Here is a 12,219-nt window from a genome sequence, read left to right as displayed (position 1 = left end):
CGACGCGGTTACTCGGCTACGGCATTCTTGGCCAGAATGGCATTGGCCAGTTCCATGTCGGTGGCCTGCAGGCCCGGGTTCTCGGCGCGGGCCTGACGAATTGCCGCTTCCAGGAACGGCCCACGAATCGCGCCTTCGCTGGCCACGAAGCTGCCGGCGTCATCCTGCGCCGCCATCACCAGCTTGTGGTCCCCCGAGGTCAGGTAGCTCGATGCCGTGGTAGCACCAGTGGTCATCACGTTACGCCAGAAGGTATCGGCCATGGCCGAGCCAATAGGCAGCGAAAGCAAGGCAGCGGCGGCGATGGCGGTTTTGAGACGCATGTTGAAACACCTCGAAAGGGGTGAGGGTTGAAGATGCGCGGTTGGATTTGCGGCAACGAGCTAAGTTCCTTGAATACAAGCCGTTTTTGCCTACGAACAGACCCGTAGCACTTCCTCTTGTCGGGTCTGCCCGCAGGCTACCTTGGTCTCCCCACAAGTCCGCAAGTCGAGCAGGCCATCGGCCTTTGCCTGGCGCCGCAAACTGGCCAGATCGCTGCCGGGGCCTATTTGTGCGCGCAGGCTATCGCTGGGCACCAGCAGTTCGAACAAGCCAGTGCGGCCGTGGAACCCAGTGCCCCGGCAGGTACGGCAGGGCTGGGCGGCGGGCATTGTCACTGCGCCGCGGCAATCTGCGCACAGCGTACGCACCAGGCGCTGAGCCATGACGCCTACCAGGGTCGCCTTGATCAGGTAGTCGGCCACGCCCAATTCCTGCAGGCGGGTGATTGCACTGCAGGCGTCGTTGGTATGCAGGGTGGATAGCACCAGATGACCGGTCAGCGCCGCCTGTACCGCCACCAGGGCAGTTTCGCGGTCGCGAATTTCGCCGATCATGATGATATCCGGGTCCTGGCGCAGCAGGGCCCGTACCCCATTGGCAAAGCCCAGGTCCAGGGCGGGCTGTACCTGCAACTGATTGAATGCGGGCTCCAGGCGCTCGATGGGGTCCTCGATGGTGCACAGATTGACTTGCGGCGTGGCCAGCAGCTTGAGGCTGGCGTACAGCGTGCTGGTCTTGCCGGAACCGGTCGGGCCGGTGACCAGGATGATGCCCTGGCGCTGCTGCAGCAGGCCTTGCCATTGCGCCAGTTGCGACCCTTCCAGGCCGAGGCGATCGAAGCCCTCTTGCAACTGTTGCGGGTCGAACAGGCGCAGCACCAGTTTCTCGCCGAACGGGGTCGGCAGGGTCGACAGCCGCAGCTCCACCTCGGCGCCGCCAGGCAGGCAGCTTTGCAGGCGGCCATCCTGTGGCCGGCGTTTTTCCGCGACGTCCATGCGTGCCAGATGTTTCAGGCGGCTGACCAGCGCCAGGGTGACCCCGGCCGGGAAGGCATACACGCAGTGCAGCAGACCATCGATGCGGTAGCGCAGCTGGCCCTGGTCACGGCGGGGCTCCAGGTGGATGTCGCTGGCGCGTTGTTCGATGGCGTACTGCAGCAGCCAGTCGACGATATGCACGATATGGGCGTCGTCGGCGCTGGCCTCGGCCTGGCGCTTGCCCAGTTCCAGCAGCTGCTCGAGTTCACCGAGGCTGGCCGATTGCTGGTTTTGCGCACCCTTGACCGACTGAACCAGCCGGTGGAATGACTGTCCTGCCTGACGAATCTGCAGCGGGCTGGCCAGCACGCGACGTATCGGCCGGCCCAGGCTGCGGGCCAGGTCGGCCTGCCAGTCATCCTGGTACGGCTGGGCGCTGGCGACTGTGACACCGGTGTCGTCGGCGGCGACGATGAGAATGCCATGGCGCTGGGCGAAGGCAGGGGAGATCAGGCCGCTGATCTGCGTCAGGTCGAGTTGCATCGGGTCGATGCGCAGATAGGGCTGGCCGACCCTGTGGGCCAACCATTGGCAGAGGCGATCCAGGTCCAGGGGCTGACCGGGGTGCTGGCGGTCCTCCAGGGCGCAGGCGGCGATCTGCTCCAGTGGGTGAGTGCTGGGGTGGGTGTTGGCGTGCTCAAGTACTGGCAGGGTGTCGTTGGCGTGCAGGTGCTGGTCGGCGAGCAGGGCCTGGAGCACGCGCCTGAGGTCGAGTGCCGGGTTGTCGGGGGTGTGCATTGGGGCGTCCGTGCCTGATGGGGAAGTGCTGATCAAGCCTAGCCGGGCGCTGGAAAATGGTTGGCGTGAAGCGTTTCTGAATCTTGCTGTTTGCGCTGGTAAACCCGTTTCCACAGAAACAGCGAACCGTTCACACCACAGACAGCTCCATCCGCTGCAGGTTGGTCAGGCTCACCTCGCCCACACACACCAGGTTACGCAGCTTCTGCGCGATCACTTCGGCCCGGTGCCAGCTCAGGCCGCCGATGCCGACCTCGATGTCCAGCCAGTCATCCTGCTGGCTGACCTGCACGCTGTGCGGGGTCAGGAATTGCAGGGCGAACAGGTTGAGGACCCGGCACAGGCTGTCAGGCTCGGCTTCGGCCTGCAGGCGGTAGTGCACGGTGCTGTGGGCGTTGGTGGCGGCCCAGGCGTCGGTACGGGATTGTGCGTTCATGCTGGTCTCCGCAGATGTGGGAGAAATTCTTGCACGTTGGCAGGGGTATTTTTTCGCTATGATTCAATCAATTCGCTGTATTGGCGAATAGAAGTGTTCGTAGTTTGACTTTCTGGAGAATAATCAATGCACAGCGAGCTGGACGCCTACGACCGCCGCATCCTCGAGCTCTTGCAGGAGGATGCTTCGCTCTCCAGTGCGCAGATCGCCGAACGTGTGGGGCTGTCGCAATCGCCGTGCTGGCGACGCATCCAACGCTTGAAGGAGGAGGGGGTGATCCGTGGGCAGGTGACACTGCTGGACCGCAAGAAGGTCGGCTTGAATACGCAGATCTTCGCCGAAGTGAAACTGAATGCTCATGGCCGCTCCAACTTCACCGAGTTCACCGAGGCGATCCGCGGGTTTCCGGAGGTGCTGGAGTGTTATGTGCTGATGGGGTCGGTGGACTTTCTGCTGCGGATCGTTACGTCGGATATCGAGGCTTATGAACGGTTCTTCTTCGAAAAGCTATCGAACGTGCCAGGGATTCAGGAGGTGAACTCGATCGTGGCGCTGTCAGAGATCAAGTCCACCACCAGCCTGCCTCTGTCGCGGTGAAGCAACGCTATCCCCTGTAGGAGCGGCCTTGCGTCGCGAAAGGGCCGCGAAGCGGTCCCGGCGATATCAGCATCGTGGGGGCGCTTCGCACCCCTTTCGCGACGCAAGGCCGCTGCACAAAGGCTGCATGAGCCTTCAGAAGGGCTCAAGCCTTGAGCAAGTGCTTCCAGCCGCGGCTCTGGTCGACAACCCGGGCCTGCTCGACACGCGCTTCCAGCACCTCATCGCTGATCGGCTGCTCGGCCAGCTCGTGCAGCTTCTTCAGGTCGCCGTACAGGCGGTCCATCTGTGGTGCCTCCAGCACCTGGCGGGCATGGTGCAGCCAGGCCAGCAACTGCTCGATACGCGGCAATTGCTCGGCCAGGTCTTCCGGGCGCTGGGTGTACAGCGGCAGCTTCAACGCACGGCCCTCTTCGCCCAGCAGGTGTGCCAGCCAGCTGGCCAGTTGCGCCTTGCCCTGGCGCTCGCCACGGCCCTTGCGCTCCACGGTCCAGGCACGCGCCAGCAGCCAGCGCGAGGTTTCCAGCGAGAACTGGCCCCAGCGCACGTCCTCCAGCTCTTCGGCGAACTGTTCGGGGGCGGCACGGCGGATGTCTTCGTCATCGTTGCCAGCCTGCACCAGCGGGCGCCAGTCTTCCAGCAGCGCGTCGAGGCTGCTGCGCAGCTCGCGGGTGGTGGCGCGCGGGGCGGCCTGGCCCAGGCTGGCGGTCAGGGCCCGCAGTTCGCTCAGGCACTCGACCCAGTCCTGCAGCAGGCGCCAGTGACCGTTGTGGCGGTACTGCTCGGCCAGGCGCTGGCTGCTGCCCAGCAGTTGCCAGGCCAGCGCGGCGTAGGCATCGTCCACGGCGGTTTCGGCTTCCAGCTCGGCGTGTGGCAGGCCCAGCTCGTAGCTGTCCGGCTCCAGCAGGCGGTAGCCGCGCTCGGCCTTGCTGATGTCGCAGGGCATCAGCGGCAGGCTGGCGGCCAGCTCGGCAGCCAGTTCCAGCAGGGCCTGGGGCTCACCTTCGCGCAGCTCCAGTTCCAGCTCGCAGATCTCTTCCTTGCGCTTGCCGGCGATCACGAAGCCTTGGTCAAGCGCCGCCTCGATCACCACCTTGCTCTTGCCACGGCCCCAGGCGATTTCGGCGTATTCACGGCTGAAGTCGGTGGTGAACAGCGGTTTGATGGTTTTCTTGTCGAGGTCGGCCAATTGCGCGGGCCAGCAGGTGGCGTCGAGCTTTTTCAGGTCGAGCTTGACCTTGTCCAGCGGCCATTCGTACTCATTGCGCTCGGACAGGCCGGCGACGCTCTGGCCGCGGCACTTGAGGGTCTGGATGATGGCCTCGCCGTCGCGGCGCAGGCGCAGGGCGACACGGGCGGCGGAAAGCTCGCGCTCGGGTGTGTCGAAGTACTGGTTGAGCAGTTCGCGGGTCTGCCAGCCGGACTTGTTGCGCTTTTTCAGCAGAGGGTGCTCGCGCAGGGCGGCAAGGGTCTCGCGGCTGGCGCGGAGCTTGAGTTCGGTTTCTTTGTGCATCACAGGCTCGAAGGAGGGGCGTGGTTGGCGGAGAGTCTACAGCAGTCGGCCGTCAACGGTTTATTCCAGACAGCGGATAGTCCTATGATGGGGGACGTTTCCGAGGAGTACGGGCATGCCGTTGCCAATGTTGAAAGACCAGTTCGCCGCCTTGATTGCCGCGCCCTCGGTCAGTTGCACTCAGCCCGCACTGGACCAGTCCAACCGCCAGGTCATCGACCTGCTGGCCGGCTGGCTGGGCGACCTTGGCTTCAACTGCGACATCCGCCAGGTCAGCCCCGGCAAGTTCAACCTGCTGGCCAGCCGTGGCAGTGGCCCAGGCGGCCTGGTGCTGGCGGGGCACAGCGACACCGTACCGTATGACGACCAGCTATGGGCCAGCGATCCGCTGAAGCTGACCGAAGTCGATGGCCGCTGGGTCGGCCTGGGCAGCTGCGACATGAAGGGGTTCTTCGCCCTGGTCATCGAAGCGGTTATCCCGCTGCTGGAGCACGACTTCAAGCAACCGCTGCTGATCCTGGCCACCTGTGATGAAGAAAGCTCGATGTCCGGGGCCCGCGCCCTGGCCGACGCCGGCCAGCCGCTTGGCCGGGCGGCAGTGATCGGTGAGCCCACCGGCCTGCGGCCGATCCGCATGCACAAAGGTATCCTGATGGACCGCATCGACATCCTGGGGCGTAGCGGTCATTCCTCGGACCCAAGCCTGGGCCGCAGCGCCATGGAGGCCATGCACGCCGTGATGGGCGAATTGATGGGCCTGCGCCAGCAATGGCAGCAACGCTACCGCAATCCGCAATTCACCGTGCCGACCCCGACCCTTAATTTTGGCTGCATCCATGGCGGCGACAACCCCAACCGCATCTGCGGCCAGTGCGCCCTGGAGTTCGACCTGCGCCCGCTGCCGGGCATGGACGTGGAGCAACTGCGCGCGGCCATCCGCGACAAGCTGGCACCCGTGGCAGAGCGCTTCGAGGTGCGCATCGACTATGCGCCGCTGTTCTCGGAGGTGCCGCCATTCGAGCAGGCTGCCGACGCCGAACTGGTGCAGGTGGCGGAGCGTCTTACCGGCCATCGTGCCGAAGCGGTGGCGTTCGGCACCGAAGCACCTTATCTTCAGCAACTGGGCTGCCAGACCATCGTGCTGGGCCCTGGCGACATCGCCTGTGCCCACCAGCCCGGCGAATACCTTGAAATGTCACGAATCGCGCCTACCGTGCGTCTATTGCGTGACCTGATCCGGCATTATTGCCTGGACTAAACGTCAACCCAATTGATTCGTTCCTGCCTAGAGGAGACCGCGCGTGACCGCAAGCCTGTTCCGACGATGATCCTGAACGCCCCCTGTATCGCCGTTCTCCGTCCACTTATCCACAGGCCCTGTCATGCCCGACTACGTCAACTGGCTGCGTCATGCCTCCCCGTACATCAACGCCCATCGCGACTGCACCTTCGTGGTCATGCTTCCTGGCGATGGGGTGGAACACCCTAATTTCGGCAACATCGTCCACGACCTGGTATTGCTGCACAGCCTTGGCGTGCGTCTGGTGCTGGTGCATGGTTCGCGCCCGCAGATCGAGAGCCGCCTGGCCAACCGTGGCCTGACCCCGCACTACCACCGTGGCCTGCGCATTACCGATGCCGCCACCCTGGATTGCGTGATCGATGCCGTCGGTGCCCTGCGCCTGGCCATCGAGGCGCGCCTGTCGATGGACATCGCCGCTTCGCCGATGCAGGGCTCGCGGCTGCGCGTGGCGTCCGGCAACCTGGTCACGGCGCGGCCGATCGGCGTGCTCGAAGGGGTGGACTACCACCATACCGGCGAAGTGCGCCGGGTCGACCGCAAGGGTATCAGCCGCCTGCTCGACGAGCGTTCCATTGTGCTGTTGTCGCCGTTGGGCTACTCACCCACGGGGGAAATCTTCAACCTGGCCTGCGAAGACGTAGCCACCCGTGCTGCCATCGAGCTGGGTGCCGACAAGCTGCTGCTGTTCGGCGCCGAGCCGGGCCTGCTGGATGAGGACGGCAAGCTGGTGCGCGAGCTGCGCCCACAACAGGTTGCCCCGCATCTGCAGCGCTTGGGCAGCGACTACCAGGCTGAATTGCTGGATGCTGCCGCAGAAGCCTGCAAAGGCGGGGTGGCGCGTAGCCATATCGTCAGCTATGCCGAGGACGGAGCCCTGCTGACCGAGCTGTTTACCCGTGGCGGTGGCGGTACGCTGGTTTCGCAGGAGCAGTTCGAAGTGGTGCGCGAGGCGACCATCGATGATGTCGGCGGCCTGCTGGAACTGATCAGCCCCCTGGAAGAGCAGGGCATCCTGGTGCGCCGTTCGCGCGAAGTGCTGGAGCGGGAGATCGAGCAGTTCAGCGTCGTCGAGCGCGAAGGCATGATCATCGCCTGCGCGGCGTTGTACCCGATTGCCGACTCCGATGCCGGCGAGCTGGCGTGCCTGGCGGTGAACCCGGAGTACCGTCACGGCGGGCGCGGCGACGAGCTGCTGGCGCGTATCGAGGGCCGGGCGCGGGAGGCGGGGCTCAAGACCCTGTTCGTGCTTACCACGCGCACCGCGCACTGGTTCCGCGAGCGCGGGTTCGCACCGAGTGGCGTGGAGCGGCTGCCGGCGGCGCGGGCTTCGCTGTACAACTACCAGCGCAATTCGAAAATCTTCGAGAAGCCTCTGTAAGCCTGTACCGGCCTCTTCGCGGGCTCGCCCGCTCCCACAGGTACACCGCAGGCTTCAGACTTTGTGATTACCTTGTGGGAGCGGGCAAGCCCGCGAAGCAGGCGACACCGATCTCGAACAAAAACGCCGCCCTTGTGGGCGGCGTTTTTGTTTACACGGTATGCAGGTACCAGTTGTACTCGAGGTCGGAAATCGAATGCTCGAATTCCTCCAGCTCGCTCTCCTTGCACGCGACGAAGATGTCGATGTACTTCGGATCGATGTACTTGTTGAGGATTTCGCTGTCGTCCAGTTCGCGCAGTGCGTCGCGCAGGTTGTTCGGCAGGCTCTGCTCCAGCTGCTCGTACGAGTTGCCTTCGATCGGCTCACCCGGCTCGATCTGGTTGGTCAGGCCATGGTGCACGCCAGCCAGCACGGCAGCCATCATCAGGTACGGGTTGGCATCGGCACCGGCCACGCGGTGTTCGATACGTACGGCGTCCGGCGAGCCGGTCGGCACGCGCAGGGCCACGGTGCGGTTGTCCAGGCCCCAGCTTGGCGCGTTCGGTACATAGAACTGCGCACCAAAGCGACGGTACGAGTTGACGTTCGGGCAGAGGAACGCCATGGACGCGGGCAGGGTCTCGAGCACACCGCCGACAGCGTGACGTAGCGCGGCGTTCTGCTCGGGATCCTCGCTGGTGAAGATGTTGTTGCCATCTTTGTCCAGCACGGAAATATGTACATGCAGGCCGTTGCCTGCCTGGCCCGGGTAGGGCTTGGCCATGAAGGTGGTGTCCATTTCATGGTCGTAGGCGATGTTCTTGATCAACCGCTTCAGCAGTACGGCGTAGTCGCAGGCCTTGAGCGGGTCGGCAACGTGGTGCAGGTTGACTTCGAACTGCGCCGGGGCGCTTTCCTTGACGATGGCGTCGGCCGGGATGCCTTGTTCCTTGGCGCCTTCGAGGATGTCCTGCAGGCAGTCGGCATATTCGTCGAGGTCGTCGATCAGGTAGACCTGGGTCGACTGTGGGCGTTTACCCGAAATCGGCGAGCGCGGCGGCTGCGGGCGGCCGTTCACGTTCTCCTGGTCGATCAGGTAGAACTCCAGCTCGAACGCGGCACAGATGGTCAGGCCCATCTCGGTGAACTTGCTCACGACTTGGCGCAGTACTTCACGCGGGTCGGCGAAGAACGGCTCGCCTTCGAGCTCGTGCATGGTCATCAGCAGCTGGGCGGTCGGGCGCTTCTGCCAGGGTTCGTTGGAGAGGGTGCCAGGAATCGGGTAGCAGATGCGGTCGGCATCGCCGATGTCCAGGCCAAGCCCGGTGCTCTCGACGGTGGAACCGTTGATGTCCAGGGCGAAGAGGGAGGCAGGCAGGTTGATGCCTTTCTCGTAAACCTTGTGGAGGCTGGTGCGCTCGATGCGCTTGCCACGCACCACACCATTCATATCTGCAATCAGAAGGTCAACGTAGAGAACCTCAGGATGTTCCTTAAGGAACGCGTTCGCTTCGTTAAGCTGAACGGCACGCGGGGGTACCGACATGATGCAACACCTTTGTTGTTAAAAATATCAATCAAGGGGGGCTTGCAGGTCCAGTCAATCGAAAACCCAAACTGATGTCAAGCCAACCCCATGATGCCCTGAAATGGCTCATCGAAGGCAGATTTGCTGCATATCGGGGCAAGCCATTATCCGCTATTTACCGCACGAAGGGCTATCTCCGACGAGCCGTGTTTTATTTTTTACGGAGGTGTTGTGTAAAAAAATGAACAAAGCTAAGCTCGGTCTCAACCCAGAACACAATAATACGAGGGTCACATGGTCCGCTTGCCGCGACCTGAATGCACTGCCTGCGCAGTGCTATCGGGTACCTCCGTCAATTTTGCAAGCTTCGTCAATGGCGTGGCCGCCATGGCCGCAATAATTGACGTTTGGCAGCCCCGGACTCGCCCTCGCAGCGGCTTGCCGCCCTTCGTTTCGTCTTCCTGCCCTTCGAACTCATTACGGATGCAGCTGTTTTCAGTGTATCCACTGTGGCTCTGCGCGGGGGTTTTTGCTTTAGCAATCTACTCCATCCAGAATCAATGCGCGGCCCACCTTACCTCCTGAGGTATTTATGAGTAACAACCTCGACCAGCTCACCGATTGGTTGAAAGAGCACAAGATCACCGAAGTCGAATGCATGATCAGCGACCTGACCGGCATCACGCGCGGCAAGATTTCGCCCACCAACAAGTTCATCGCCGAAAAAGGCATGCGCCTGCCCGAGAGCGTGCTGCTGCAGACCGTGACCGGCGACTACGTCGACGACGACATCTATTACGAACTGCTTGACCCGGCGGACATCGACATGATCTGCCGCCCCGACGAGAAGGCTGTGTTCCTGGTGCCGTGGGCCATCGAGCCGACCGCGCAGGTTATCCACGACACCTACGACAAGAAGGGCAACCCGGTCGAGCTGTCGCCGCGCAACGTCCTGAAGAAAGTCCTCAAGCTCTACGCTGACAAGGGCTGGCAGCCGATTGTCGCGCCGGAGATGGAGTTCTACCTGACCAAGCGTAGCGAAGACCCGGACTTCCCCCTGCAGCCCCCGGTAGGCCGTTCGGGCCGCCCGGAAACCGGCCGCCAGTCGTTCTCGATCGAAGCCGCCAACGAATTCGACCCGCTGTTCGAAGACGTCTACGACTGGTGCGAACTACAGCAGCTGGACCTGGACACGCTGATCCATGAAGACGGCACGGCGCAGATGGAGATCAACTTCCGTCACGGCGACGCCCTGCACCTGGCCGACCAGATCCTGGTGTTCAAGCGCACCATGCGCGAGGCCGCGCTCAAGCACAACGTGGCCGCCACCTTCATGGCCAAGCCCATGACCGGCGAGCCTGGCAGTGCCATGCACCTGCACCAGAGCGTGGTCGACCTGGCCACCGGCAAGAACATCTTCAGCAATGAGGATGGCAGCATGAGCGAGCTGTTCCTGCACTACATCGGTGGCCTGCAGAAATTCATCCCCGAGGCGTTGCCGCTGTTCGCGCCCAACGTCAACTCGTTCCGCCGCTTCCTGCCCGACACCTCGGCACCGGTGAACGTGGAATGGGGCGAAGAGAACCGCACCGTCGGCCTGCGCGTGCCGGACGCCGGGCCACAGAGCCGTCGGGTCGAGAACCGCTTGCCAGGCGCCGACGCCAACCCCTACCTGGCGATTGCCGCCAGCCTGCTGTGTGGCTACATCGGCATGGTCGAAGGCATCGCGGCCAGTGCGCCGGTGCAGGGCCGTGGCTACGAGCGCCGCAACCTGCGCCTGCCGCTGACCATCGAGGACGCCCTGGAGCGCATGGAAAACAGCCGCGCGCTGGTGCAGTACCTGGGCAAGAAATTCATCACCGGCTACGTCGCCACCAAGCGCGCCGAGCACGAGAACTTCAAACGCGTCATCAGCTCCTGGGAGCGTGAGTTCCTGCTGTTCGCTGTCTGATCAACCCTGAGGCCGCCCGCGCGGCCGCCGGAAACTGGAGAGGCACATGAGCGTCAACAACCCGCAAACCCGTGAATGGCAGAACCTGAGCGGCGAGCACCACCTGGCACCTTTCTCTGACTACAAGCAGCTGAAGGAGAAGGGGCCGCGCATCATCACCAAGGCGCAGGGTGTGCATTTGTGGGACAGCGAGGGGCACAAGATTCTCGACGGCATGGCTGGCCTGTGGTGCGTGGCGGTGGGCTATGGCCGTGAAGAACTGGTGCAGGCGGCGGAAAAGCAGATGCGCGAGCTGCCGTACTACAACCTGTTCTTCCAGACCGCCCACCCGCCGGCGCTGGAGCTGGCCAAGGCGATCACCGACGTGGCGCCGGCAGGCATGACCCATGTGTTCTTCACCGGTTCCGGCTCCGAAGGCAACGACACCGTGCTGCGCATGGTCCGCCACTACTGGGCACTGAAAGGCAAGCCGCAGAAGCAGACCATCATCGGCCGTATCAACGGCTACCACGGCTCCACCGTGGCCGGTGCCAGCCTGGGCGGCATGAGCGGCATGCACGAGCAGGGCGGCCTGCCGATTCCTGGCATCGTGCATATTCCGCAGCCGTACTGGTTCGGCGAAGGCGGCGACATGACCCCGGACGAGTTTGGCGTATGGGCGGCCGAGCAGCTGGAGAAGAAAATCCTCGAAGTTGGCGAAGACAACGTCGCTGCCTTCATCGCCGAGCCGATCCAGGGCGCCGGCGGCGTGATCATCCCGCCGGAGACCTACTGGCCGAAGGTGAAGGAAATTCTCGCCCGGTACGACATCCTGTTCGTCGCCGACGAAGTGATCTGCGGCTTCGGCCGTACCGGCGAGTGGTTCGGCTCCGACTACTACGACCTCAAGCCAGACCTGATGACCATCGCCAAGGGCCTGACCTCCGGTTACATCCCCATGGGTGGTGTGATCGTGCGTGACAAGGTGGCCCAGGTACTGAGTGAAGGCGGCGACTTCAACCATGGTTTCACCTACTCCGGGCACCCGGTGGCGGCTGCGGTGGGCCTGGAAAACCTGCGCATCCTGCGCGACGGGCACATCGTCGAGAAAGCGCGCAGCGAAGCGGCACCGTATTTGCAAAAGCGTTTGCGTGAGTTGCAGGACCACCCGCTGGTGGGCGAAGTGCGCGGCCTGGGCCTGCTCGGCGCGATCGAGCTGGTCAAGGACAAGACCACCCGCAGCCGTTACGAAGGCAAGGGCGTAGGCATGATCTGCCGCACGTTCTGCTTTGAAAACGGCCTGATCATGCGGGCGGTGGGTGACACCATGATCATCGCGCCACCGCTGGTCATCAGCCACGCAGAGATCGATGAATTGGTGGAAAAGGCGCGCAAATGCCTCGACCTGACCCTTGAGGCGATTCGTTAAGCGTTTGCTAGTCTAGCGATGTGA

The 12,219-nt window shown here is 63.3% G+C and carries 10 protein-coding genes; 5 read left to right on the top strand and 5 right to left on the bottom strand.

Annotated elements, in window-relative coordinates:
* Positions 1–8: 8 nt before the first annotated feature.
* The 3 genes from JKP78_RS08300 to JKP78_RS08290 all read right to left on the bottom strand — a co-directional run bounded on the left by JKP78_RS08300 (position 9) and on the right by JKP78_RS08290 (position 2,535).
* On the bottom strand, positions 9–323 hold the full coding sequence (locus tag JKP78_RS08300) for a DUF2388 domain-containing protein (protein WP_186671998.1): 315 nt from the start codon (positions 321–323) through the stop codon (positions 9–11).
* A gap of 90 nt (positions 324–413) precedes the next feature.
* A complete protein-coding gene (locus tag JKP78_RS08295) occupies positions 414–2,099 on the bottom strand; it encodes a GspE/PulE family protein (RefSeq protein ID WP_186684128.1) in 1,686 nt (561 codons plus the stop codon).
* Between the two features lie 130 nt (positions 2,100–2,229).
* Complete coding sequence (locus JKP78_RS08290; RefSeq protein WP_186684129.1) at positions 2,230–2,535, bottom strand: hypothetical protein; 306 nt, start codon at positions 2,533–2,535, stop codon at positions 2,230–2,232.
* A 126-nt stretch (positions 2,536–2,661) separates the two neighbouring features.
* Here JKP78_RS08290 and JKP78_RS08285 point away from each other — a divergent pair, with 126 nt between their 5' ends.
* Positions 2,662–3,132, top strand: a complete 471-nt coding sequence (locus JKP78_RS08285) for an Lrp/AsnC family transcriptional regulator (protein WP_043198918.1) — start codon at positions 2,662–2,664, stop codon at positions 3,130–3,132.
* Between the two features lie 145 nt (positions 3,133–3,277).
* Here JKP78_RS08285 and JKP78_RS08280 read toward each other — a convergent pair whose 3' ends face one another.
* The gene (locus JKP78_RS08280; protein WP_186684130.1) at positions 3,278–4,645 is read right to left on the bottom strand and encodes a CYTH domain-containing protein; all 1,368 of its coding nucleotides are present in this window, start codon (positions 4,643–4,645) and stop codon (positions 3,278–3,280) included.
* Positions 4,646–4,760: 115 nt separating this feature from the next.
* Here JKP78_RS08280 and argE point away from each other — a divergent pair, with 115 nt between their 5' ends.
* On the top strand, positions 4,761–5,903 hold the full coding sequence (argE, locus tag JKP78_RS08275; RefSeq protein ID WP_186684131.1) for an acetylornithine deacetylase: 1,143 nt from the start codon (positions 4,761–4,763) through the stop codon (positions 5,901–5,903).
* 124 nt (positions 5,904–6,027) lie between these two features.
* On the top strand, positions 6,028–7,326 hold the full coding sequence (gene argA, locus JKP78_RS08270; protein ID WP_186684132.1) for an amino-acid N-acetyltransferase: 1,299 nt from the start codon (positions 6,028–6,030) through the stop codon (positions 7,324–7,326).
* A 151-nt stretch (positions 7,327–7,477) separates the two neighbouring features.
* Here argA and JKP78_RS08265 read toward each other — a convergent pair whose 3' ends face one another.
* Positions 7,478–8,854 carry a glutamine synthetase family protein gene (locus JKP78_RS08265; RefSeq protein ID WP_084856533.1) on the bottom strand — a complete coding sequence of 459 codons (1,377 nt, stop codon included), beginning with the start codon at positions 8,852–8,854 and terminating at the stop codon, positions 7,478–7,480.
* Positions 8,855–9,428: 574 nt separating this feature from the next.
* On the opposite strand from JKP78_RS08265, the gene JKP78_RS08260 reads away from it, so the two are divergent.
* Together JKP78_RS08260 and JKP78_RS08255 are read left to right on the top strand one after the other, a co-directional pair.
* A complete protein-coding gene (locus tag JKP78_RS08260; protein WP_186684134.1) occupies positions 9,429–10,787 on the top strand; it encodes a glutamine synthetase family protein in 1,359 nt (452 codons plus the stop codon).
* 46 nt (positions 10,788–10,833) lie between these two features.
* Entirely contained in the window at positions 10,834–12,195 is a 1,362-nt protein-coding gene (locus JKP78_RS08255; RefSeq protein WP_200626525.1) for an aspartate aminotransferase family protein, read from the top strand.
* The last annotated feature ends 24 nt before the right edge of the window (positions 12,196–12,219 follow it).

The organism is Pseudomonas sp. LAM2023 (assembly GCF_016620375.1).
GTDB classification, from domain to species: domain Bacteria; phylum Pseudomonadota; class Gammaproteobacteria; order Pseudomonadales; family Pseudomonadaceae; genus Aquipseudomonas; species Aquipseudomonas anuradhapurensis.
The sequence above is the reverse complement of the archived record's forward strand: the minus strand, read 5'-3'. Positions and strand labels throughout refer to the sequence as shown.

Coding starts and splice junctions, on each gene's coding strand:
- JKP78_RS08260 (WP_186684134.1), top strand. CDS start 9,429: ATGAGTAACAACCTCGACCAGCTCACCGATTGGTTGAAAGAGCACAAG.
- JKP78_RS08280 (WP_186684130.1), bottom strand. CDS start 4,645: ATGCACAAAGAAACCGAACTCAAGCTCCGCGCCAGCCGCGAGACCCTT.
- JKP78_RS08295 (WP_186684128.1), bottom strand. CDS start 2,099: ATGCACACCCCCGACAACCCGGCACTCGACCTCAGGCGCGTGCTCCAG.
- JKP78_RS08285 (WP_043198918.1), top strand. CDS start 2,662: ATGCACAGCGAGCTGGACGCCTACGACCGCCGCATCCTCGAGCTCTTG.
- JKP78_RS08265 (WP_084856533.1), bottom strand. CDS start 8,854: ATGTCGGTACCCCCGCGTGCCGTTCAGCTTAACGAAGCGAACGCGTTC.
- argE (WP_186684131.1), top strand. CDS start 4,761: ATGCCGTTGCCAATGTTGAAAGACCAGTTCGCCGCCTTGATTGCCGCG.
- JKP78_RS08290 (WP_186684129.1), bottom strand. CDS start 2,535: ATGAACGCACAATCCCGTACCGACGCCTGGGCCGCCACCAACGCCCAC.
- argA (WP_186684132.1), top strand. CDS start 6,028: ATGCCCGACTACGTCAACTGGCTGCGTCATGCCTCCCCGTACATCAAC.
- JKP78_RS08300 (WP_186671998.1), bottom strand. CDS start 323: ATGCGTCTCAAAACCGCCATCGCCGCCGCTGCCTTGCTTTCGCTGCCT.
- JKP78_RS08255 (WP_200626525.1), top strand. CDS start 10,834: ATGAGCGTCAACAACCCGCAAACCCGTGAATGGCAGAACCTGAGCGGC.